This window comes from Rhizobium sp. P1_B8 (assembly GCF_056406515.1).
The window spans coordinates 1-22,023 of the sequence record NZ_JBFTZZ010000014.1 but is presented as its reverse complement, the minus strand read 5'-3'; the positions used below and the strand labels follow the sequence as shown (position 1 = coordinate 22,023).

Annotated in this window: 19 protein-coding genes and 1 pseudogene; 5 read left to right on the top strand and 15 right to left on the bottom strand. The window is 59.4% G+C overall.

Annotation, left to right across the window (positions count from 1 at the left end):
* Window positions 1-4 precede the first annotated feature (4 nt).
* Window positions 5-2,143: a methylmalonyl-CoA mutase gene (scpA, locus tag AC1D2N_RS17250; RefSeq protein WP_130654129.1), complete on the bottom strand. Its 2,139-nt coding sequence runs from the start codon at window positions 2,141-2,143 to the stop codon at window positions 5-7.
* Window positions 2,144-2,376: 233 nt separating this feature from the next.
* On the opposite strand from scpA, the gene AC1D2N_RS17245 reads away from it, so the two are divergent.
* Window positions 2,377-3,735 (top strand): LLM class flavin-dependent oxidoreductase, encoded by a 1,359-nt coding sequence (locus AC1D2N_RS17245; RefSeq protein WP_130654128.1) that lies wholly within the window; start codon window positions 2,377-2,379, stop codon window positions 3,733-3,735.
* A gap of 1 nt (window position 3,736) precedes the next feature.
* Here AC1D2N_RS17245 and AC1D2N_RS17240 read toward each other — a convergent pair whose 3' ends face one another.
* The 5 genes from AC1D2N_RS17240 to AC1D2N_RS17220 form a co-directional block, all read right to left on the bottom strand.
* Window positions 3,737-4,390, bottom strand: a complete 654-nt coding sequence (locus AC1D2N_RS17240; RefSeq protein ID WP_018448929.1) for a methionine ABC transporter permease — start codon at window positions 4,388-4,390, stop codon at window positions 3,737-3,739.
* Window positions 4,371-5,456 carry a methionine ABC transporter ATP-binding protein gene (locus AC1D2N_RS17235; protein WP_130654127.1) on the bottom strand — a complete coding sequence of 362 codons (1,086 nt, stop codon included), beginning with the start codon at window positions 5,454-5,456 and terminating at the stop codon, window positions 4,371-4,373. The genes AC1D2N_RS17240 and AC1D2N_RS17235 overlap by 20 nt, the downstream gene beginning before the upstream one ends.
* 89 nt (window positions 5,457-5,545) lie before the next feature.
* Window positions 5,546-6,385 (bottom strand): MetQ/NlpA family lipoprotein, encoded by an 840-nt coding sequence (locus tag AC1D2N_RS17230; protein ID WP_026231068.1) that lies wholly within the window; start codon window positions 6,383-6,385, stop codon window positions 5,546-5,548.
* A 243-nt stretch (window positions 6,386-6,628) separates the two neighbouring features.
* The gene (msuE, locus tag AC1D2N_RS17225; protein ID WP_130654126.1) at window positions 6,629-7,189 is read right to left on the bottom strand and encodes an FMN reductase; all 561 of its coding nucleotides are present in this window, start codon (window positions 7,187-7,189) and stop codon (window positions 6,629-6,631) included.
* A gap of 219 nt (window positions 7,190-7,408) precedes the next feature.
* Window positions 7,409-8,611: an MFS transporter gene (locus tag AC1D2N_RS17220; protein WP_130654125.1), complete on the bottom strand. Its 1,203-nt coding sequence runs from the start codon at window positions 8,609-8,611 to the stop codon at window positions 7,409-7,411.
* Between the two features lie 355 nt (window positions 8,612-8,966).
* Here AC1D2N_RS17220 and AC1D2N_RS17215 point away from each other — a divergent pair, with 355 nt between their 5' ends.
* Window positions 8,967-9,425, top strand: coding sequence for a helix-turn-helix domain-containing protein (locus tag AC1D2N_RS17215; protein WP_018247039.1), 459 nt, complete (start codon window positions 8,967-8,969; stop codon window positions 9,423-9,425).
* Between the two features lie 832 nt (window positions 9,426-10,257).
* On the opposite strand, the gene AC1D2N_RS17210 is transcribed toward AC1D2N_RS17215, so the two are convergent.
* A complete protein-coding gene (locus AC1D2N_RS17210; RefSeq protein ID WP_003552150.1) occupies window positions 10,258-10,404 on the bottom strand; it encodes a DUF1127 domain-containing protein in 147 nt (48 codons plus the stop codon).
* An 816-nt stretch (window positions 10,405-11,220) separates the two neighbouring features.
* Between AC1D2N_RS17210 and AC1D2N_RS17205 the strand changes: the two genes are divergently transcribed.
* Window positions 11,221-12,150 (top strand): TauD/TfdA dioxygenase family protein, encoded by a 930-nt coding sequence (locus tag AC1D2N_RS17205; RefSeq protein WP_018247042.1) that lies wholly within the window; start codon window positions 11,221-11,223, stop codon window positions 12,148-12,150.
* 201 nt (window positions 12,151-12,351) lie between these two features.
* Here the strand turns inward: AC1D2N_RS17205 and AC1D2N_RS17200 are convergent, their stop codons facing one another.
* Window positions 12,352-13,728 (bottom strand): FAD/NAD(P)-binding protein, encoded by a 1,377-nt coding sequence (locus AC1D2N_RS17200; RefSeq protein WP_130654124.1) that lies wholly within the window; start codon window positions 13,726-13,728, stop codon window positions 12,352-12,354.
* Window positions 13,729-14,100: 372 nt separating this feature from the next.
* On the opposite strand from AC1D2N_RS17200, the gene cysE reads away from it, so the two are divergent.
* Complete coding sequence (gene cysE, locus AC1D2N_RS17195) at window positions 14,101-14,949, top strand: serine O-acetyltransferase (protein ID WP_018247044.1); 849 nt, start codon at window positions 14,101-14,103, stop codon at window positions 14,947-14,949.
* A gap of 197 nt (window positions 14,950-15,146) precedes the next feature.
* Here the strand turns inward: cysE and AC1D2N_RS17190 are convergent, their stop codons facing one another.
* From AC1D2N_RS17190 to AC1D2N_RS17165, 6 genes are all read right to left on the bottom strand, one after another.
* Complete coding sequence (locus AC1D2N_RS17190) at window positions 15,147-15,434, bottom strand: MurR/RpiR family transcriptional regulator (protein WP_018247045.1); 288 nt, start codon at window positions 15,432-15,434, stop codon at window positions 15,147-15,149.
* Window positions 15,435-15,560: 126 nt separating this feature from the next.
* Window positions 15,561-16,553: an inositol 2-dehydrogenase gene (iolG, locus tag AC1D2N_RS17185; protein ID WP_018247046.1), complete on the bottom strand. Its 993-nt coding sequence runs from the start codon at window positions 16,551-16,553 to the stop codon at window positions 15,561-15,563.
* A gap of 42 nt (window positions 16,554-16,595) precedes the next feature.
* Complete coding sequence (locus AC1D2N_RS17180; protein ID WP_018247047.1) at window positions 16,596-17,399, bottom strand: TIM barrel protein; 804 nt, start codon at window positions 17,397-17,399, stop codon at window positions 16,596-16,598.
* An 83-nt stretch (window positions 17,400-17,482) separates the two neighbouring features.
* On the bottom strand, window positions 17,483-18,277 hold the full coding sequence (locus AC1D2N_RS17175; RefSeq protein WP_018247048.1) for an ATP-binding cassette domain-containing protein: 795 nt from the start codon (window positions 18,275-18,277) through the stop codon (window positions 17,483-17,485).
* Between the two features lie 2 nt (window positions 18,278-18,279).
* A complete protein-coding gene (locus AC1D2N_RS17170) occupies window positions 18,280-19,401 on the bottom strand; it encodes an ABC transporter permease (protein ID WP_018448921.1) in 1,122 nt (373 codons plus the stop codon).
* A 124-nt stretch (window positions 19,402-19,525) separates the two neighbouring features.
* Window positions 19,526-20,473, bottom strand: a complete 948-nt coding sequence (locus AC1D2N_RS17165; RefSeq protein WP_047622197.1) for a sugar ABC transporter substrate-binding protein — start codon at window positions 20,471-20,473, stop codon at window positions 19,526-19,528.
* A gap of 175 nt (window positions 20,474-20,648) precedes the next feature.
* On the opposite strand from AC1D2N_RS17165, the gene AC1D2N_RS17160 reads away from it, so the two are divergent.
* On the top strand, window positions 20,649-21,644 hold the full coding sequence (locus AC1D2N_RS17160) for a LacI family DNA-binding transcriptional regulator (protein WP_018448919.1): 996 nt from the start codon (window positions 20,649-20,651) through the stop codon (window positions 21,642-21,644).
* Window positions 21,645-21,834: 190 nt separating this feature from the next.
* Here AC1D2N_RS17160 and AC1D2N_RS17155 read toward each other — a convergent pair.
* Window positions 21,835-22,023, bottom strand: a pseudogene (locus tag AC1D2N_RS17155) (LysR family transcriptional regulator); the annotation flags it as partial.

Genomic DNA, 22,023 nt, shown 5'->3' with positions numbered 1-22,023 from the left:
TCAGCTACTGGTTTCTTCGCCTGCCCTGCAGCAGATCGAGGACGGAGTTTGCCGCTTCGAGAACATTTGTCCCCGGGCCGAACACGGCTGCAACGCCGTGTTCGTGCAGGAATTCATAGTCCTGACGCGGGATAACGCCGCCGCAAACGACGATGATATCGCCACCGCCCTGTTCCCTCAGCCTGTCGATCAGCTGCGGTAGCAGCGTCCTGTGACCGGCCGCCAGCGACGAGACGCCGACGACATTGACCTTTTCGCTGAGTGCGACGCCGGCAGCTTCCTCCGGTGTCTGGAAGAGGGGACCGGCGAGTACATCGAAGCCGATGTCGCCGAAAGCCGAGGCGATCACCTTGGCGCCTCGGTCGTGTCCGTCCTGACCGAGCTTGGCAACCATGATCTTCGGCCGGTGCCCCATGGCTTCCGTCACCTCCGTCATGCGAGTCTTGAGCACGGCGAGTTCCGGCTCATTTTCATAGGCCTCGCCATAGACGCCCTTGATGACTTCAGGGGTCGCGGCATGATCGCCGAAGGCAGCGCGCATGGCATCCGATATTTCGCCGACCGTGGCGCGGGCTCGGGCCGCCGCGATGGCGGCTTCCAGCAGGTTGCCCTTGCCGCTCTGTGCGATCTCTGCCAGGGCCGCCAGCGCCTCGCGCACGGCTCCGCCATCGCGGCGCCGCTTGGTTTCCTCAATACGTCTGATCTGCGCTTTGCGCACCGCGCTGTTGTCGATCTCCAGAATGTCGATCGGCTGCTCGGTGTCGAGCCGGTAGCGGTTGACGCCGACGATGACCTCGTCGCCCTTGTCGACGGCCGCCTGGCGGCGCGCGGCCGCTTCCTCGATCAGCCGTTTCGGCAGGCCTTCCGCTACGGCCTTGGTCATGCCGCCCAGTGCCTCGACTTCCTCCATCAAGGCCCAGGCCTTGTCGGCAAGCTCGGCCGTCAGGCTTTCGACATAGTAGGAGCCCGCCAGGGGATCGACCACTTTTGTCACGCCGGTTTCGTGGCTCAGGATCAGCTGCGTATTGCGGGCAATGCGCGAGGAGAATTCCGTCGGCAGCGCGATCGCCTCGTCGAAGGAGTTGGTGTGCAGCGACTGCGTGCCGCCGAGCACGGCCGACATCGCCTCGAAAGCGGTGCGGATGATGTTGTTATAAGGGTCCTGCTCCTGCAGCGAGACGCCGGAGGTCTGGCAATGGGTGCGCAGCATCAGCGAGGACTGTTTCTCCGGATGAAACCCTTCCATGATCCGCGTCCAGAGCAGGCGGGCGGCGCGCAGCTTGGCGGCTTCCATGAAGAAGTTCATGCCGATGGCGAAGAAGAAGGACAGGCGGCCGGCGAATTCGTCGACGCTCAGGCCTTTAGCGATGGCGGCGCGCACATATTCGCGGCCGTCGGCCAGCGTGAAGGCCAGTTCCTGCACCAGCGTCGCGCCGGCTTCCTGCATGTGGTAGCCGGAGATCGAGATGGAGTTGAACTTCGGCATCTCGCGGGCGGTATAGTCGATGATATCGGCAACGATCCGCATCGAAGGTTCGGGCGGATAGATATAGGTGTTGCGGACCATGAACTCCTTGAGGATGTCGTTCTGGATTGTCCCCGAGAGCTCGGCCCGTGGAACGCCCTGCTCCTCGCCGGCCACGATGAAGGAGGCAAGGATCGGGATGACGGCACCGTTCATGGTCATCGACACCGACATTTCGCCAAGCGGAATGCCGTCGAACAGGATCTTCATGTCCTCGACGCTGTCGATTGCCACACCCGCCTTGCCGACATCACCCTCGACGCGCGGATGATCGCTGTCATAACCGCGGTGGGTGGCAAGATCGAAGGCGACCGACAGGCCCTTCTGGCCGGCCGCCAGATTGCGGCGATAAAAGGCGTTCGATTCCTCTGCCGTCGAGAAGCCGGCATATTGGCGGATCGTCCAAGGCCGGCCGGCATACATCGTCGCCCGCGGGCCGCGGGTGAAAGGCGAAAAGCCGGGAAGCGAACCAAGGTGCCCGGCGCCGTCGAGATCCTCGGCCGTATAGAGCGGCTTGACGGCAATGCCTTCCGGCGTCTGCCAGGTCAGCGTTTCGGGCGAGCGGCGCAGTTCCTTTTGCGCAAGCTCGGCCCAATCCGACAGCGTCTTCTTCGTCATGCGGTTCCTCCGGCTTTTGTCATCCCCACCCTACCATTTCACAGGCTCCTCGTGCGATAGAGCCCGAACAGGATGATTTTAGGCCGAGCCGGCCTAAAATCTGAATCCTGTTCTACATTATATAGTTAGAGCATGATGTCGTCCGAAAACCGCTCGCACTTTTCGGCATCATGCTCTTGGATAATTAATGCGGCAAATCCTTGATTTCTATTGCCGGCTTTGGGACCCGCCTCATGAAGACCATGCAGATCTATGCCTTCGACATGAACTGCGTCGGGCACATCAACCACGGCCTGTGGACGCACCCGCGCGATCGCTCAGCGCATTATACCGATCTCGACTACTGGACAGAGTTTGCCAAGACCGCCGAACGCGGCAAGCTGGACGGCATCTTCCTGGCCGATATCGTCGGTGTCTATGACGTCTACAGGGGCAGTCCGGCGCCGGTGATCGAGACGGGCGCGCAGATCCCGGTCAATGATCCGCTGATCCCGATTTCGGCGATGGCTTATGTGACGAAACATCTTGGTTTCGGCGTCACCGTCAACACCACCTATGAGCCACCCTTCCTGCTGGCGCGGCGCATGTCGACGCTCGATCACCTGACCAAGGGACGGATCGGCTGGAACATCGTCACCGGCTATCTCGACAGTGCCGCCCGCAGCATGGGTTTCGACAAGCTGCCGGAACATGATGCGCGCTACGATGCAGCCGAGGAATATCTCGAGATCCTCTACAAGCTCTGGGAAGGGAGCTGGGACGACGATGCGGTACTGCGTGACAAGGCAGGCGGCATCTATGCCGATCCCTCCAAAGTGCGCACTGTTCGTCACGACGGCAAATATTACCGGATGGAAGGCATCCATCTTTCCGAGCCCTCGCCGCAGCGCACGCCCCTGCTCTTTCAGGCCGGCGCCTCGGCACGCGGGCGGGATTTCGCCGCGCGCCACGCCGAATGCGTCTTCATCGCCGGGCCCAATCCCAAGGCGGCCAGGTCGACCGTCGATGCGCTGCGGGCGAAGGCGGAGGAATTCGGCCGCGGCGCCGACGCATTGAAAATCCTGAGCCTGATCACTGTTGTCGTCGGGCGGACGGAGAAGGAAGCACGGGACAAGCTGGAGGGGTACCGCCGCCATGCGAGCGTCGAGGCCTCGCTTGCGCATTACTCCGCCTCCGTCGGTATCGACTTTTCGAAGTATGGATTGGACGACGTCATCGACCAGAGCTCGACCAACGCCAATCAATCCGCACTTGCGGCCATTACGAAACAGGCGGCGAAGCCGGTAACGTTGCGTGACATCATCGACCAGATGGTGCTCGGCAGCCGGATGAAGCCGATTGTGGGCTCACCCAACCAGATCGCCGATCATCTTACGACATGGATCGAAGAGGATGGAATCGACGGCTTCAATCTGGCGCGGACAGTGGCGCCGGAAAGCCTGCGCGATTTCGTCGAGCTGGTCGTCCCGGTGCTGCAGGAGCGCGGTGTCTTCAAGGCGGACTATGCTGCAGGACCCTTGCGGCAGAAGCTTTTCGGCGGCGGGAACGGCAGGTTGCCCGCCGCTCATCCCGCCGCCCAATTCCGGCGCTGATTTATCGGTGGTCCAGTCTGGCGACCAGCCGGTCGCCAAGCCACTGGATGCCGCAGACGAGCACGATGAGGACGGCCACCACCGCGATCATCACACTGGTTTCGAAACGCTGATAGCCATAGCGGATGGCGAGATCGCCGAGGCCGCCGGCGCCGATCGCGCCCGCCATGGCCGAGGCGCCGATCAGCGTCACCAGCGTGACGGTGAAACCGGCGACGATGCCTGGCAGCGCTTCAGGCACCAGCACCTCACGGATGATCGTCCAGCGATTGCCGCCCATGGCGCGCACGGCATCGATCAGCCCGCGGTCGACCTCGCGCAGCGATACTTCGGCGATGCGGGCATAATAGGGCGTTGCGGCGATGGCGAGCGGCACGATGGCCGCCCAGGTGCCGAGCGCGGTGCCGACGATCAGCCGCGTCAGCGGGATCAGCGCCACCAGCAGGATGATGAAGGGCACCGAACGGAAGCCGTTGATGACCCCGCCGAGCACGCGGTTGATCCAGAGATTTTCGGCGATGCCGCCGCGCGCCGTCGCGACCAGTGCAAGGCCGAGCGGCAGGCCGGCGACGAGCGAGATCACTCCCGAGGCGACGGTCATCAGGATGGTCTCCCAAAGGGAGCGAACCAGCAGTTCAAGCATGATCGGTGTCATAACCAAGCACCTCCACCCGGGCGGACCGGGCCGTCAGGAATTGTTCGACCTTTCCGGCAAGCGCGGGGTCGCGCGCGGGAACGGCGATGAAGAACCGCGCCACCGGCTGGTTCTGGATGTGGTCGATGCCGCCATGGACGAGGCGGAAGGAATGCGGCAGCGCCGCCGAGAGTTCGGCAAACAGCGCGCCTTGCGCCTGCGGGCCGGCAAGATCGACGCTAAGGATCGCTTCGCTGCCCGCCGTCGCCGACAGCCGGCCAGCGATATGCTCAGGAAGCTGCGGCCGGATGCCGCCGAGCAGGCTCCCGGTGATATCAGCCTGCGGGTTGGCGAAGATCGACCAGACCTGTCCCTCCTCGACGATCCGCCCGGCATCGATGACCGCGACGCGATCGGCAATGCCGCGGACCACTTCCATCTCATGGGTGATCAGCAGAATGGTCAGCCCGAGCTTACGGTTGATGTCCTTGAGCAGCGCCAGGATCGACCGGGTCGTTTCCGGATCGAGCGCCGATGTCGCCTCGTCGGACAACAGCAGTGCCGGGCGTGCCGCGAGCGCCCGGGCGATGCCGACGCGTTGTTTCTGGCCACCGGACAGCGATGCGGGATAGGCCTTCGCCTTGTCGGCAAGACCGACGAGCTCGAGCAGCTCATGCGCCCGTTTCAGGCGCTCACTCTTTGCAAGACCCTCGATCTTCAGCGGCAGCGCGACGTTTTCCTCGACGGTCTTGGCGGAAAGCAGATTGAAATGCTGGAAGATCATGCCGATGCGGCGGCGCAGCGGCTGCAGGTCCTGTTCTGAAAGTCCGGTGATATCTCGGCCTTCGATGAGGATCTCGCCGCTATCGGCGCGCTCCAGGCCGTTCAGGCAGCGGATCAGCGTCGATTTGCCGGCGCCGCTGCGGCCGATGATGCCGAGGATTTCGCCTCTCTTCACCGTCAGCGAAATGCCGTCGAGTGCTGCAGTGGTTCCGAACCGCCGCTTCACGTCGGTAAGCCTCACCACTTCTTCGGTCGCCGTTTGCGGCTCTGCCTCGATCGCCGTGGTGGAAACAAAGGAATTCATGTGTTTTTCCTTACAAATGCTGAAGGCGGCCCGGGCAAAGAACGCCCGGACCGCCTCTCGGCAGGCCTTAACCCCAGCCCTGCTCCGGATCAATAGGCGCTGAGACCCGTCCCCTTGTAAACCTTGTCGAACTCGGTCTTGACGGTCTCGTTCTGATAAGAAGACACAAGCGTCTTGACCCAGTCGGCATCCTTGTTCTCGTCCTTGACGGCGATGAAGTTGCGGTATGGATTGTCGGCGATCGGCTCCTGGGCAATGCGTTCGGCCGGAGAAAGACCGCTTTTCAACGCCCAGTCGGTGTTGACGATACCGGCATCCAGATCGTCGATCGAGCGACCGACGATGCCGGCGTCGAGTTCCTTGATCTCGATCTTCTTCGGATTGTCGGTGACGTCGGCGACGGTCGCAAGAATACCGGTGTCGTCCTTGAGCTTGATCAGGCCTTCGTTCTGGAGAACGCGCAGCGCACGGCCTTCGTTCGAGGGATCGTTCGGCACGCCGATGACGGCACCTTCCGGGATCTCGGCGACGGACTTGTACTTCTTGGTGTAAAGGCCGATCGGCCAGACCCCGGTATAACCGACGCGAACGATGTGATAACCGTGCTGCTTGATCTGGTTGTCGAGATAGGGCTGGTGCTGGAAGGCGTTGGCGTCGAGTTCGCCGCGTTCCAGCGCTTCATTCGGCTGCGTATAGTCGTTGAAGGTGATGGTCTCGATCTTGAGACCCTTCTTCGCCGCCTCGCTCGCGACCACGCGCCAGATGTCCTCCTCCTCGCCGGCCATGATGCCGACCTTGATCGACTTGTCCTCGGCAAAGGAAGGAGCGGGCGCTGCAAAGGCAAAGAGTGCGGCAGCGGAAACGGCCACGGCGGCAAGAGCCGACCGGCGCGAAAGGTGGAAGCCGTGAAGATTTTTGTTCTTGATCATTTTATATCCCGTCTGACTGAATGAGGCCAACGCCCCGAGCAGGCCGATCATGGCAAATGCGCGTATCGGAGGCGAAGCACGAATGTCTGATGTGGAAGAAGGGCTGGAAAAACTCTTGCCCTGCCATCGATATCGGCAGGATAAATTTCCATCAAATTTGTGGACTATGACGACTTGAAAAGGACAGACTTAAAACGAAAACGGCGCCTCCATGGCGCCGTTTCAAGCCTATCCCGACATTCTTCATTCGGCAGCGATAAGCGCTTGATTCCGGCTGGGAAAAAAGGCCGTGAGCTCGCCGATGACCTCCCCGATCCGATTGGAAAGCGGGTCGGATGAGACACGGTAATTGGTGAAGTCATGGTCGGACGCGTAAACGGCGGTCGGCAGCGTGTGCGCCATGAAGAAACCGAAGAGCGGGCGAAGCTGGTGCTCGACCATTAGCGCGTGCCGGTCGCCGCCGCCGGTCGCGGTGATGATGATCGGCTTGGCGCGCAGCTCATGCGGGTCGATCAAGTCGATCAGATGCTTGAAGAGGCCGGGATAGCTGCCCTTGTAAGTTGGCGCTCCGATGACCAGCACGTCGGCATTGACGATGTCGTCGATGACTTCCTTGGCGCGACTGTCGAGATCGTCACGGCGCAGCGCCTGGCCGAGCGAAGGGCCGACATCGGTCAGGTCGTAGATGGTGTTGTCGAAGCCGTATTTCTCGGCGGCGAGACCAGCAATGTTTTCAACAAGCGCAAAGGTCTTCGAGGGGCGGTTGAAACTACCCGCAAGGCCGACCAGTTTGGGAGCAGACATGCCATTTCCTTCCAATATCGTGCCGAAACCGACGTCATTATTGGACGAATATTATCTATAAAAATAGTGGATTAAAGGAATGGTGATCCCTCTTCCCCATATGAGGAGAAAAATACGTTCGGGCCTGTGGGCGATGGCGACGTGCGAAACTGCATGATGCATCGAGCCGGAGTGTCAGTGACATTCCGGCTCGATCGATTGTCCGTAAGCGGTATCGCCTCAGACTGGTTTCCGCTTGGGAATACGCGGCAGGAAGACTGTCAGGAGACCGAGCAGCGGCAGGTAGGAGCAGATGCGGTAGACGAAATCGATGCCGTGGGTATCGGCGAAATCGCCGAGCAGCGCAGCACCGAGCCCCCCTGCCCCAAATGCGAAGCCGAAGAAGACGCCGGCAATAAGCCCGACGCGCCCGGGCACCAGTTCCTGTGCGAAGACGACGATCGCCGAGAAGGCCGAAGCGAAGATCAGGCCGATGACGATGCTGAGCACGCCCGTCCAGAAAAGGTTCGCATAGGGAAGCAAGAGCGCGAAGGGAATGACACCAAGGATCGAGAACCAGATGACGAAACGCGCGCCGAAGCGATCGCCGATCGGCCCGCCGAGGAACGTGCCGACGGCGACCGAGCCGAGGAAGAGAAAGAGCATCAGCTGTGCCTGCTGCACGCTGAGCTCGAACTTGTCGATGACATAGAAGGTGAAGTAGCTCGACACGCTGGCCATGTAGACATTCTTGGTTGCCGTCAGCAGCACGAGAATCAGCAGCGCCCAGATGACCCGGTTCTGCGCCAGCGGCAGGGTCCGGCTTATTGCTGGCTTGCTGGCATTCTGGCGCCTGTGGCTCATGTACCAGTTGCCGACCCAGCTCAGCACGACCATGCCGACCATGGCGATGGCGGCGAACCAGGAGACGCTGTGCTGGCCGAGCGGCAGCACGATGAAGGCGGCAAGCAGCGGACCGATCGCCTGGCCGGCATTGCCACCGACCTGGAAGAAGGATTGCGCGAAACCGTGGCGACCGCCCGAAGCAAGACGGGCCACGCGCGAAGATTCCGGGTGGAAGACCGCCGAGCCGAAGCCGATCAGGCTTGCGGCAACCAGCAGCAGTTCGAAGCTGCCGGCATTGCCGAGCAGGATGAGGCCGCAAAAGGTACTCGCCATACCGACCGGCAGCGAATAGGGCATCGGCCAGCGGTCGGTGACGATACCGACCAGCGGCTGCAGCAGCGAAGCCGTGACCTGGAAAGTCATGGTGAGGAGACCGATCTGCACGAAATCGAGATCGTAGTTCGCCTTGAACAGCGGATAAAGCGAGGCGAGCAGCGACTGCATGATGTCGTTCAGCATGTGGCAGAAGCTGACCGCCATGAGGATGGACATCGTTGTTTTTTCGAAACGGGGCGCGCTCTCGGCAACGGTTGCCATCAATGCTTCTCCTGCACTGGCCCGGCCGGTGCCGTGCCACATCGCTTTGTTCGATGGATTTTCGGGCGATCGGGGCTGGGAAGACTCTCGGGCGACGGTCGCTGAAGTGCATTTAGCGTAAGCCGGGACGCAATTACAGCCCAGTTCTATCCGTATTGGTACGCCTTTTGTTCGATTTTCTCTCCGGACAAGTGATTTCTGCCTAACTTAACGTCTTTCCAGGCGGGCTTTCATATCACAGTCGGTCGCGATCATCACATATCCAGTATGCTATGTGAAAACAACCATGGAAAAGCCATGCAGGGGATACTACAGCTTCCCCGATTGAAAAAGCGATCGAGGCTGAAAACACACGATGAATGTCAAGACAGCGAATGCGATAGACAGCTATGTCGGAGCGCGCATAAGAATGCGTCGGCAGTTGCTCGGGATGAGCCAGGAACGGCTTGCCGAGCAGATCGGCGTGACCTTTCAGCAGGTTCAGAAATACGAGAAGGGCATCAACCGCATCGGCGCGAGCCGTCTGCAGCGGATCGCCGATGTGCTTCACACGTCGGTGAGTTTCTTCTTCGAACAGGAGAACTCCGAGCCGTTGACGCTGCAAGGGCTGGATCTGTCGGCGAATACTGATCCAGTTGCCGAATTCCTGCGAACGAAAGAGGGATTGGCGCTCAATCGCGCCTTTCTGAAGATTGCCGACCGAAATATCCGCGAAACGGTCATCGCGCTGGTGAAGGCGATGGCGCAGGCGGAAAGTCGCGGCGTTACATTGGGAGCCTCCGTAGCGGATATCACTCTTCCGCTCGGAGAATAGCCAGGGATATCGGCAGGCAGTATCCGCATGAAGCTCAGGCTCGAGTCATTTGGTGAGTTACGGCGATTCCGTTTGTCTTTGCCGGCGCATGGTCGGATGAGGTCCGCGTGCTTGGAAAAACATTAGACGAGTTCATTGAAGCCGTTGACGCGGGCGGAGGTTCATAGCGATCCGCTTAGCCTGCCGGCACCTCCTTCATGGATGATGTCATAGCCGACAGCCACTTCACCAACGCCGTTTCTGGGACGCCGGATTACTCGCGAAACCGAGACATTCGGTGGGTCAGCTGTTGGGCGGATATCGCGCCAAAGCGGGACCCGGCCCCCGGCAAACAGACCTCCTTTTAGGACGACAGAGTCCGAGGGTCTGCGACAGGCGCCTCCAGGGAACCCCAGCCGGTCCCAAGGAAGACGCCTACGATTGAGTGGGTGACGCGACGTGGGAACAGGCGCACTCAATCGATCTGCAGCAGGGAAGGTTCGGGATACGAAAAAGCCTGCCGCGGGAGGAGGTGCGGCAGGCTTTCTGAAAACCGAACAGCGACTGGGAGGAGGAGTGCCGCTGTTCCGACAGACGTCCCTTGGGAGGAGGATTGGGCCATCTGAAAGTCGAAGCTTTGCGGGAGGAGGTGCATTGCTTCGATGGGTCTCATCATACACCGACCATGGATAGTGCCAATGCCTTATGCTGCACTGCAGCTATGCAAGAAATACAAGTCGGATATCTTGCAATACGAACGAGGATTAAACCGACCTAAGCCATGGCATTCGACGCAAAAACGCCCGCGTCAGGAGCGGGCGTCAAGCAGTATTAAATACCAAGTGCTGTGCGATTAGCGCGCGATCGATGCGCGGGCAACGCTGCGGATGTCGGCGCGGTCGATACCGAGGTCCTGCAGCTCACGGCTGGACATGCGGCCGAGTTCGGTGACGGTCTGACGGAACTTGCGCCAGTTGTTGAAAGAGCGTGCTACGTTCATGATAATCCCCTTTCCTGAGGGCTGTATGACGTCAGCAACCTTGCTTGGCTCCGGCGTCGTTTCGATGGTTGGAATATAGGCGGTTCAATCGGTTTAAAACAGCGACAATCTCTCACTTCAGCTATGCGACAAACGCATAGGATGTTTCTTTTTTGCGCGAAATAGTCTCTTTTTAAGCCGCGAGGTGAAAGCCGTCGGACCGGCGGGGTTCGTGTCTCGCATCATAGAAGCGAAGCCGATGCTGGGAACAGTTCTTGATGACAGGTGTTGAGTTCCGAGCGCCCGAAGTATCCGACATATCCGGACGGAAGCGCTCAGCGGCATATCCCAGCGCCACGGCGTGACGATATCGGGGCCCAAATTCTCCGAAGTGACAAGCAGGATCCCCGCCACGCTGAGTGTCTTGCTGAACAAATCGGTGGCCAAGGCGCTGCTGGTCTGCGGACCCTGATTTGTGGGAGCGACGTTTTAGTTCAAGTCGCGAATCTGCGAGCTTTTTGATGGGTGATTGCCTTGCCTGCGTGTCATTCAGGGGTCACGAAAGTTGGGAGCTCCCAACTTCTGGCACGAGCGCGTTCGGTGAAACGATGCATCGCTGAAGGCCCCAAGTGAGGAATTCATCGGCGAGAAGGAACTATCGAAGGTGGCTGTTTCGGGCAAACGGACAAAATTAGAATATTTTGTCTATTGATTTTATAGATTATAGCGTTCCATAGCCCTGTAGATTTTAACAATGAGATTTTCGAACGCCCGGCGGATGCTTCGTTGGGCGCATGTGACTTGCCGTCTTCTTCCAAGATCAGCCAGGAGGTTTCCATGAGCAATCCAGTTCTCGTCAATCAGATCATCCGCGCGTCCGATGTCGTGCCGCTGACCGGCCGCGTCGGAGCCGAAATCAGAGGTATTCGCCTCGGCGGAGACCTTTCGGACGCAACGGTGGCGGCCATCAACCAGCTTCTCCTGAAACACAAGGTCATCTTCTTCCGCGACCAGGAACATCTTGACGATGCCCAACAGGAATCATTCGCACGCCGCCTGGGCGACCTTGTGCCTCATCCAACCCAGGGTCCGGTGACCGGCACGGCCTCCATCCTCAATCTCGATTCCAGCCGCGGCGGCGGCAGGGCGGACCAGTGGCACACTGATGTCACCTTCGTGGATGCCTATCCTAAATTCTCGGTCCTTCGCGGCGTCGTCATTCCGGCGGCTGGAGGTGATACGATCTGGTCCAACACCCATGCCGCATACGAAAGTCTGCCGGCATCGCTCAAATTGCTAGCGGACAATTTATGGGCCATTCACAGCAATGCCTATGACTACGCAGCCGTGCGTCCTCGTGCTACCGCTGAAGAGAAGAAGCATTTCGAGGAAGTTTTCACCTCGACCATCTACGAGACCGAGCATCCAGTCGTGCGTGTCCACCCCGAAACCGGCGAAAGATCGCTGCTGCTCGGCAATTTCGTTCAGCGCCTGATCGGCGTGTCGAAGAGCGACTCCGCGAAACTCTACGAGGTGTTCCAGTCCTACGTTACCGCCCCGGAAAATACCGTGCGCTGGCGCTGGAGAGCTGGAGATGTGGCGATCTGGGATAATCGCGCGACCCAGCACTATGCCGTCAACGACTACGGCGACCAGCACCGGGTCGTGCGCCGCGCCACCGTTGACGGCGACGTCCCCGTCAGCGTCGACGGCCGCCGCAGCATAACCCACGTCAAGGCCGCCAAGCCGAAAGCAAAGGCCGCGTGAGCGCGGCCGGACAGGCGACGACCATGCAGCTTCATATCGCGCGGTGCTTGCCGCCGCTTGCGCCACCGACAGTCATCCAGGCATCGCGAACAGCCTGACGGCACCCCATTCCCGACGCGCTGCATCGCCCGGCGCGGCGATGCAGCTTTGGTCGGCTGTTGCCATCCATTCACAGGTTGGGACAATAACTCTCACACGTCGTCACAGGCTTTGACGACGTCTTGCGCTTTTAGCCACTTCACCAATCCAGCTGTTGAGCAACGACGCAGCCGCATGGCTTTGCTGGACGATCTGAGGCACCAGATCGATATCCGGAAGGCTGCCCAGGCCAAGCGGTCCCATCGCGAACAGCCCATGCAAGGCGCTCGCCTTGGTCCGCCCGCATTCGTCTACGACGATACCGATCTCGAGTTCGTCCCGCGTTGCAAGACCCGCAATGATGATCGAGCGGACAAGCGGGCTATCGGTTCCGGACGGCCGGAAACGGCAGTCTATCGTCAGTTCCGCGGGAAGGACCTCAAGCCCGGTCGGGGCCGAAAACAGCACGCCGTTTGTAGCGATACAATTCACTTTTCCCTTCCTCACGGTGATCGCGCCGCTGGCGATCGCATGATGCAGGCGCTGATAGTGCTCAGGCGGCAAGCGGTTGCGATGACTGTCGTAAATAGCCTTCACATGGCGTTTGAACCGTGCACGCTCTTCTGGCGTCAGTCCCGCCCAGAGGTCGCGCGCGCGTGAACGAAAGCCGTTCATGATGCCTTGCCAACCCGAACCTTCCAGATCAGCCCTGTTGGCGGCTTCGCGCAGAAAACGGAACGCGCCGCGTAGCGTTCCCGGCATGGGTTGGTCCGTGACAATAGCTCCGACGGCGGCTGGAGTATGTGACTGAGGCAGGAAGCCCGATTCCGAGATCAATGTGACATGGGAAATCTTCGAGTCCGCCAGCAATCCAAGCGCCCTGTCGACCGCGTGGATGCCGCCGCCGATCACGACGGCGCTTTGCGTTTCACCGGCAGGCGCCGCGTCAGAATTTTCCCGCATCCCGTAACCCGTCGCGAGAAACACCGCGTCAAAGCGGGTTCGCTGCTCCGCTCCAAGGAAAACGGAATATCCTCCGTCCAGATGCCTATCGATCGCCGTTACGGTATCCGAGCCAAATTGCACGATGACATCAGGCCGATCGGACAGGGCCTCGGCGAAGCGTTTGTACACATAGGTGCTGAAGATTTCTCCGGGCACAAAGGCGTGTTCGAGACCGGCAGGATCCGAGATCAGGCGATCGCGCCATGTGTCATCCGTTTCCAGCCACCGGCGAAAATCGCCCGGCAGTCCGGGATCAACGGAAAGGTCGCGAACGCGGCTGGTCAGCACCGTCGACGCGGGCTGACTTATGCCCTCGCCGATATCTATCTTTGCTCGCGGATCGAACATCACCAGATGGAAAGGCCGATCAACTCTTTTGAAAAGAGCGATTGCGGTCATGATCCCCGTGAAGCCTCGGCCGACAATCGCAATCCTTGCGAGATGGTCCGCATTCTGGCTCTCCGAATTCGAAGAACGTGACGAGAGAAGAGTCATTCATCGGCTCCTTCTGCGTTGGACCGGTCCGCCTACATCCGCCCGATCCGCCCAGTCGCATAATTCTCTACCAAAATAATAGAAAATGATATCCGGAACGCAAGCACTATTCGACTTGGAACGATGACTGCGTGGTTTTGGCGTCTGGCGGGCCTTGGCCTCCCTTCTGGCTGCCGGCTTTGTGCATTCCGGAGCACGGCTGACGGGCGATGCAGTGACTTGGAAATAATTTCCCGGTTCTTGCGAAAAAAGAGAGGAATTTTAGAGTGGCTGCAAAGATCCACGTAATTTTAGACCATCTATCGCGGGCGAGATTAACCTAACGTCTCCATGCCGGATGTCGCGTCATCCCGCATGCAGAAGGAAGCTAGCATGACGGTTCCACTGGTCAGCTTGAGCAATCTGTCGACGGAGCCATCCCCCTCGCCTCAGGTCGCCGCTATCTGGGAGGCTCTTTGCGCGGAGGCCGTCAATGCTTCGGCCAAGGATGCAGCACTCACGCGCGCCATGAATTCCGCAGTGCTTTATCATGCGAGTTTCGCCCAGGCGCTCGCTCAGCGGGTCGCAATCAAACTGGCCAATCACGACCTCGACCATGACGAGTTGCTGGCGGTGATTGCCCAGGCATTCGTCGGCAACCGCAATATTGTCGCCGATGCCGCCGCTGACCTGACCGCGATCAAGGAACGCGATCCATCGAACACGGAAATCCTGACGCCATTCCTGTATTTCAAAGGCTTTGTAGCTCTGCAGGGACAACGGGTCGCCCACTGGCTTTGGCATCATGACCGCCTCCATTTGGCGCGCCACATCCAGAGCCGAATTTCTGAAGTTTTCGGTGTGGACATTCACCCCGCCGCAAAGATGGGGAAGAGCATCATGCTCGATCACGGGAGCGGCCTGGTCATCGGCGAGACTGCGGTCGTCGAAGACGACGTCTCCATACTCCAGAATGTTACATTGGGAGGGACAGGCAAGGAAACCGGCGACCGGCACCCCAAGGTACGACGCGGCGCTCTTATCGGAGCGGGTGCCAAGATTCTCGGCAACATCGAAATTGGCGTTGGCGCCAAGGTGGGTGCAGGCAGCGTGGTCATAAATGCCGTTACAGCCTATACATCGGTCGCCGGCATTCCGGCGAGGCAGGTGGGCAAGCGCCACTTCAACCTCCCCGGAATCACGATGGACCAGACCTTGTCTGAACCGGAGTATACGATCTAAGGGCGAAGGGCGCAGTGCGTATCTCACTTGCTCCTGGGCGTCTCCATTTGCAACGCTGATGCTGCCCGATGGCAGTCAGCCATGCACTTGTCGCAATGTAATATAAATCCAGTGCTTATTTTTCGGCCATTATGGTCGACGCAGCCTTCTCGGGGCTCGGATCGAAACCCAGAGTGAATTCGACCACCTTCGCTCCTCTAGCGATGATTTGCGGAAATCTTGCGAAGATGATCTCTTATCATCGCGCGAAACTCGCCAAATGTTCGAAACCCGATGTGCTGTGCAAGTCGGTGAACCGTGGTTTGAGAAACCTTACAATTGCGCGCAATCGCAGCGGCACTTTCGAATGCAATCATTTCCGGCTGCGCTAAGATCTGTTTAGCGACTTGTTCCAGACGATCGGGGAAGACGATCTGGCGCTTGGCGATCTGGTACTTCAGTTCCTCCAATGTTGTTGGAGGACAATGAATCCTGTCCTGCATCATGGCACTTCACCTCGCAAAGCCGCCCTACGGCAATGTACTGGCGACCCGGAAGCCTATTAAAAGGAAGCGTCACCTCCGGTAGCAGTGCGGCAATGTGACGACATTTCCGCATCGCATCGAAGCTTGTTATTCGACCTCAACTGGCCTGCCCTTCTGCCAGCTGACGGTAGCGGCCTCCGCCAGTTTCTGAGCCTGGAGTCCATCAAGCCCACCGGGCTTCGGCGAGCGGTCGCCGCTGTCGATCGCGTCGATGAAGGCATTGATCTCGTTGGCATAGGCCTGGGCGTAGCGTTCAAGGAAGAAATATTGGACGGGATCGCCGCTTACGCCGTTCGCATTGGAAAGCTCGACGCTCGTTGCTTGAATATTCCTCGCCGCAAGCATGCCGGCGGACCCATGGACTTCGACGCGCTGGTCGTAGCCGTAAGTCGCCCGGCGTGAATTGGTGATAACGGCAATGCGCCCGGAAGCCGTCTGCATCTGCACGGCGGCAGTGTCCACATCGCCCTCGGCGCCGATCGCCTTGTCGACGAGCGACGATCCAAGTGCATTCACGACGACGAATTCCTCCCCGATGAGGAAGCGGGCCATGTCAAAGTCATGGATCATCATGTCGCGGAACAGACCGCCGGAGGATTTAACGTAATCCGCCGGCGGCGGTGTGGGATCTCGGCTAGTGATCGTCACAATCTCGATTTCGCCGACATCGCCCCGGCGCAGGCGCGCTTCCACACTGGCGAAGTTCGGGTCAAACCGGCGATTGAAGCCGATCATCAAGGTCGACTTGTTCTTCTCGACGACGTCGAGGCAGGCATTGATGCGCTCGACCGACAGGGACACCGGCTTTTCGCAGAGGATTGCCTTACCGGCCCTCGCGGCCGCCTCGATGAGATCGGCGTGGCTGGGTGTCGGCGTCGCGATCAGGATCGCGTCGACGTTTGAGGACTTGATGACATCTTCCGCATCGGCAACCTCGGCGCCCGTCTGCGCGGCCAGCGCCTCAGCCGATGCTCTGAAGGCATCCGCCACGTAGACGAGCTTGGCCTTGGGGTTCGCCGCAATGGTTGCGGCATGCACCTTGCCTATCCGGCCGGCACCAATCACTCCAAATCTGATCATTGATATTGCTCCGTGATATGTAAGTTTTGACTATCGAAATCTTCAAACCGTGAAGGCGTCGCGGAAACGGGCAAGCGCCGTCTCATCATCGCCGGAGGCCCAGGCCTCCATGCCGATCGTGCCGCGATAACCCATAGCCTTGAGCGCACGAGCGATTGCCTTGTAGTTGATCTCTCCGGTGCCCGGCTCCATGCGGCCGGGAACATCTGCCACCTGTATTTCCCCGATATGAGGCAGCGCGCGACGGCACAGCTCGATCAGGTTTCCTTCGCCGATCTGGGCGTGATAGAGGTCGAGATTGAGCCTCAGCGCCGGTCGGTTTACCGACGAAACGAGCGCAAGCGTATCTTCAGCCTTGGCAAACGGTGTCTTGGGGTGATCGACTGCTTCATTGAGGTTTTCGAGCACGAAGGTGACGCCCTCTTTCTCGCCGAGGTCGGCGATGCGGCTAAGCGTGTCGTGCGCCTTGAGCCACATGGCGCCCGTCACCTTCTCGGCCTTGACCACCGGCAGGCCCTGACCGTCGAGACCGGTCCCATGCAGGTTGAGGCGGGGGCAATTCAGCTCCCTGGCGATCGGGATCGATTGCTTCGCGGTTCGCAGCAATTCGTCCGCACCATCGTCATCCGCTAGCGTGCCGGTTACATAGCCCGTCATCGACGAGAAGACCGCTCCTGATCTTGCGAGGGCAGCGATGTCATGTTTCGTCCAATCCCAGATCTCGACGTGAAAACCAAGTTCAGTGATACGCTTCAGCCTGTCGACGACAGGAAGCGACTTGAAGACCATCTCGGCGCAGACCGCGAGCGTGAAGGGGGATGAGGCATTCGACGAACCGTCGTTCATGACCGTATTCCATGATTAATGATTGAGTGAAAAGCGACGACGAGTTTGAAAACCGCTCGGTCGCCGCCTCGGAAGCAAGCCGGCTAGATCGTACCGCCGAGCTCTTCGGACAATTGCTGCAGCTCCTTGCCGCCGGCCATGAGGTTCTGCAGCGCATCCATCGCGATATCCGCCTTGGCATAGGTGCCAAGCGTCTGGCCCCGATTGAGGATGGTGAAGCGGTCCGCCACCGCATAGGCATGGCGGACATTATGGGTGATGAAAATGACGCCCAATCCGCTCTGTCGAACTTGGTGGATGTATTTCAGCACCATCGAGGTTTGCGCCACGCCGAGCGCCGAAGTCGGCTCATCGAGAATGAGGATCTTGGCGCCGAAGTAGACCGCACGCGCAATCGCAACGCATTGGCGTTCGCCGCCAGACAGAGTGCCCACTGCCTGATTGGGATCGCGGATATCGATGCCGATCTTACGCATCTCTTCCCGCGTTACATCGTTGCAATGCGTAAGGTCGAGGTGACGGAAAGGGAAGAAGCCCTTGCGAGGCTCCCGCCCCATGAAGAAATTACGGGTGATCGACATCAGCGGGATCATGGCAAGGTCCTGATACACGGTCGCAATCCCTGCATCGAGCGCATCGCGCGGACTGCGGAAATTGACCGGCTTGCCTTCGACCAGGAAGGCACCGCCACTTGGGCGGACGACACCGGACAGCGTCTTGATCAAGGTGGACTTGCCAGCGCCATTGTCTCCGAGCAGACAAAGCACCTCTCCGGCCGACACTTGCATTGAGACACCGTTGAGAGCGATCACGGAGCCGTAGTGCTTGACGATATCAGTTACTTCGATAATCGGCGTTCGACTATTGACATCAGACATGATCAGCGCTCCCCGGTAACCTTGCGGCGGATGAAATTGTTGAAGAGGACAGCCAGCAGCAGCATCGAGCCGAGGAAGACCTGAAACCAGTCCGAGTCGAACTTGGTATAGGTCAGGCCAATGGAAACCGAGCCGAAGATGATCGCGCCGAAGAAAGCGCCGATCGCCGAACCATAGCCGCCTGTCAGCAGGCATCCGCCAATGACGGCGGCGATAATCGCCTCGAACTCTTTCTGAAAGCCGCGTCGGGCGTCGGTCGAGCCAGCATCGAGCACGGTAATGATGGCGACCAGTGCGGCCGCGCATGCCGTCAAGGCGAACAGGCCGGTCTTCACCCTATGGACAGGGACGCCTGAGTTTCTCGCTGCATTCGGATCGCCACCGGCTGCGAAGATCCAGTTGCCCATGCGGGTGCGCAGGAGCACCCAGGTTGCAGCCAGGGCAAGTGCGACGAACCACAAGACCGACACGGGGATACCTGTGACCTTCGGCATGCCGTTCGGAAATTTGTCGATCAGATCGTGATCTGCGAGCCAGAGGAATACGCTCTTCAGCGCATCGCCGGAAAAGAGCCCGAGCAGCGGACTGTCCTTCACACGGTCGCCGATGCCGCGAAGCTGTGTCGAGCCGCCGGTCGCCCATTTCAGGCCGACGAGCGTCAGGCCACGGAGAATGAAGAGGAATGCCAGGGTCACGATGAAGGACGGAAGGCGCGTGTGAATGACGATCTGCCCATTGATCGCCCCCATGAACGCGGCGAAGAGCATCGTCATGACGATGGCAACCGAAAGCGGCTGGCCGAAATTCGTGAGGATGACGCCGAAGATCAATCCCGCAAAGGCCACCATCGAGCCGATCGAAAGATCGAACTCGCCGCCTATCATCAGAAGCGCTGCTGCAATGGCAAGGATTCCTAATTGCGACGCCGGCGCCATGATGGTCATCAGGCCGGAAAGCGAGAACATGGTACGGTCAGCGGTGAGAAAGAAAAAGACGATGACGAGAACAAGGCCCGCCACGGCACCAAGCTCAGGCCGCCGCATCATATGCGTCAGAACACTTACTTGTTTGACGCGCTCATCGGCCTTCGGCGCAGCCGCCGTTCTCTGCTCAAGCGAAGCCATAACTCCTCCCACGGATCATAATTTAGGGTAGCGTTGGCGCTGCTCGGCAGCGCGGTCAGTCAGCCAAACCCCCTCCCCCATCAAGGGGAGGAGATTCTGGGAGAATGCCTTTCGGCAATTCCAGTTAGCGAATGCCCTTGGCGGAAAGGTCCACGACTTGGGCGGCCTTTTCCTTGGTGATAAGGTTCGGGCCGGATGGAACATTACCGCCGGGGATAAGCCCGTATTTGGCATAGTTGGCCAAGAATACGACCGGCAGATAGCCCTGCAGGAACTGCTGCTGATCGATCGCGAAGGCTGCCTTACCGTCGGCCACGGCCTTCAGGAAATCAGCTGAAAGGTCGAATGTCGCCACCTTGATCTTGCCGGTCATTCCGACATCCTCGACGGCCGCGAGCGAAGGCTCGCCGGCCGTGCCGGCACCAAGCGCCATGACCGTATCGACACCCGTATTGGAACTCAGCGCCGCCTTGACCTTCGCACGGACATCAGCCGGATCGTTGCTGACGGGTAGAACCGTGACCTTGCCACCGAAGCCGTCGGCAAAGCCCTTGCAGCGCAGATCGAGCGAAACATTGCCGACCTCCTGGTTCACGCACAGGCCTTCCTTGCCGCCCAGCTCATGCAGTTTCCCACCGGCGGCTTTGCCGGCGGTATATTCGTCCTGGCCGACATGCAGCAGCGCTCCCAACTCCTTTGAAACGTCGGAACCGGAATTGATGGAAATAACCGGGATACCGGCGGCGACGGCCTTCTTGATGGATGGACCGAGTGCCGAGGCGTCTGGAATGGAGACGATGAGTCCGTCGGGCTTCTGATTGACGGCAGCATCGATGAGCTGCCCCATAGACACCATGTCGAAAGTTTCCGGAGCGCGATAATCGACGCTAATACCCATGTCCTTCGCCGCTGCGTTGACCCCGTTCTTGACGACGGACCAAAAAGGATCATTGGCCTGGCCGTGGGTGACGGCGACGATGCGAATGTCAGCGGCATTGGCGATTGCCGAAGAGCACATGAGCGCACCAGCAACGGCCGCGCCCGCGAGAAGCGATTTCAAACCGAATTTCATTTTACCCTCCCAAAAACAGTCCGCACTACGCGAACTCTCCCAATGCTACCGGTTGCAACTCCGCTTGCACCCGGTAGCAAGCTCGATAAAACTACTTTATTGTCGACAAAAATCAAGCATCCATTCCATTTTTATTTTTTTGTGGAATATTCATTCCAATCAGGAGGAGACGGCCATGCGCAAACGGGCGACGGCGAAAGAGGTGGCGGAAGCCGCCGGCGTGTCGAAATGGACCGTCATTCGTGCGTTCACGCCCGGTGCGTCGATTACGGACGCAAGCAGACAAAAAGTGCTTCAGGCGGCCGAGGTTCTGAACTATTCGCCTAACCTGCTTGCCCGCAGTCTTGCGACGAACACCACCCACCAGGTGGCCGTCTTCGTTGACGACTTCGCCAATCCGCACAAGCTTCCGGTTCTGGAGATGTTGACCGAGCGCCTGCAGGCGGAGGGTCTGTTGACCGTATTGATCAACATCAACCGCCATTTCGATCACGTTCACGCCTTGATCAACGCCGACCAACGACAATTCGACGCCGTTATCCTATTCGGGACCGCTTTTCGAGAGGAAACACTGGGTGATCGACGGCTCGGCCCAGGTTTCCCGCCGATGTTCGTTCTTGCAAGAGACAGCCAAATCCCCGGCGTTCCCGCGATTGCCTGCGATGCAGAACTCGCTCTCAGCGAGATCGTCGATTACCTCTTCGACAAGGGCTATCGCCGTCCCGGCTTTATGACGGGGGCGAGAACCCTGTCGACGGCGCTGGGCAGGCGCCATCATTATGCAAATTTCTGGCGACGGAAAGGTGTCGAAGGCGTCACAGAATTGGCCGCGGAAAGATACAGCGCCCAGGCCGGCGCCGAAGCGGCACGTACTTATTTGAGTGCAACTTCGCCCGCGTCGCGCATCGATGTATTGATGTGTGAAAATGACATATTGGCGCTGGGAGCGATGGATGTCGCCCGGAGCGAATTCGGTCTCAAAGTTCCGCAAGACTTGGCAGTCGTCGGCTTCGACAACATCGAACTCGGCGGGGCTCCGGCCTACGAACTGACCAGCTACGAACAGCCCACCGACGAGATGATCAACGCCATGGTCGCAATGATAACGGGCAAGCGCGATGCCGAACTGGTTGTCATGCGGGGGCGGCTTGTGCCGAGGTCATCGGCATGAAGTGTCCCAAGGATCGTCCAATGAGCACTCGCGCTTCTGACCATCATCGAATGGCGTTCCAAATGATCGCCTTCAGGCGATCTGAACCGGCGATTTAGTATAAAGGGGTGATTTTCAGGCGGATAAGCGCGTTTGGGGCGTCCTCACCAAAAGCTTCCCTGGCTTGTCGCCTTGGCATCGCGACCGCAACTCACTCCATTACGGCCATGAACGCCGGGACCTGCTGTTCAAAGAACTTCGAGAACGAGGCGATACGGGGCGGCAGCACCTGATACGGGGGGTAATACAGGGTCAACCATAAGTCTGGCGGCGCCCAGTCCCGCAGGACGTGGACGAGCCGTCCGGTCCGCAGATGCTCGGCCACATGGAACTTGGGCAG

Excerpts from the sequence above, each read along its gene's own strand:
- scpA (WP_130654129.1), bottom strand. The coding sequence starts at position 2,143 with ATGACGAAGAAGACGCTGTCGGATTGGGCCGAGCTTGCGCAAAAGGAA.
- AC1D2N_RS17245 (WP_130654128.1), top strand. The coding sequence starts at position 2,377 with ATGAAGACCATGCAGATCTATGCCTTCGACATGAACTGCGTCGGGCAC.
- AC1D2N_RS17240 (WP_018448929.1), bottom strand. The coding sequence starts at position 4,390 with ATGACACCGATCATGCTTGAACTGCTGGTTCGCTCCCTTTGGGAGACC.
- AC1D2N_RS17235 (WP_130654127.1), bottom strand. The coding sequence starts at position 5,456 with ATGAATTCCTTTGTTTCCACCACGGCGATCGAGGCAGAGCCGCAAACG.
- AC1D2N_RS17230 (WP_026231068.1), bottom strand. The coding sequence starts at position 6,385 with ATGATCAAGAACAAAAATCTTCACGGCTTCCACCTTTCGCGCCGGTCG.
- msuE (WP_130654126.1), bottom strand. The coding sequence starts at position 7,189 with ATGTCTGCTCCCAAACTGGTCGGCCTTGCGGGTAGTTTCAACCGCCCC.
- AC1D2N_RS17220 (WP_130654125.1), bottom strand. The coding sequence starts at position 8,611 with ATGGCAACCGTTGCCGAGAGCGCGCCCCGTTTCGAAAAAACAACGATG.
- AC1D2N_RS17215 (WP_018247039.1), top strand. The coding sequence starts at position 8,967 with ATGAATGTCAAGACAGCGAATGCGATAGACAGCTATGTCGGAGCGCGC.
- AC1D2N_RS17210 (WP_003552150.1), bottom strand. The coding sequence starts at position 10,404 with ATGAACGTAGCACGCTCTTTCAACAACTGGCGCAAGTTCCGTCAGACC.
- AC1D2N_RS17205 (WP_018247042.1), top strand. The coding sequence starts at position 11,221 with ATGAGCAATCCAGTTCTCGTCAATCAGATCATCCGCGCGTCCGATGTC.
- AC1D2N_RS17200 (WP_130654124.1), bottom strand. The coding sequence starts at position 13,728 with ATGACTCTTCTCTCGTCACGTTCTTCGAATTCGGAGAGCCAGAATGCG.
- cysE (WP_018247044.1), top strand. The coding sequence starts at position 14,101 with ATGACGGTTCCACTGGTCAGCTTGAGCAATCTGTCGACGGAGCCATCC.
- AC1D2N_RS17190 (WP_018247045.1), bottom strand. The coding sequence starts at position 15,434 with ATGATGCAGGACAGGATTCATTGTCCTCCAACAACATTGGAGGAACTG.
- iolG (WP_018247046.1), bottom strand. The coding sequence starts at position 16,553 with ATGATCAGATTTGGAGTGATTGGTGCCGGCCGGATAGGCAAGGTGCAT.
- AC1D2N_RS17180 (WP_018247047.1), bottom strand. The coding sequence starts at position 17,399 with ATGAACGACGGTTCGTCGAATGCCTCATCCCCCTTCACGCTCGCGGTC.
- AC1D2N_RS17175 (WP_018247048.1), bottom strand. The coding sequence starts at position 18,277 with ATGTCTGATGTCAATAGTCGAACGCCGATTATCGAAGTAACTGATATC.
- AC1D2N_RS17170 (WP_018448921.1), bottom strand. The coding sequence starts at position 19,401 with ATGGCTTCGCTTGAGCAGAGAACGGCGGCTGCGCCGAAGGCCGATGAG.
- AC1D2N_RS17165 (WP_047622197.1), bottom strand. The coding sequence starts at position 20,473 with ATGAAATTCGGTTTGAAATCGCTTCTCGCGGGCGCGGCCGTTGCTGGT.
- AC1D2N_RS17160 (WP_018448919.1), top strand. The coding sequence starts at position 20,649 with ATGCGCAAACGGGCGACGGCGAAAGAGGTGGCGGAAGCCGCCGGCGTG.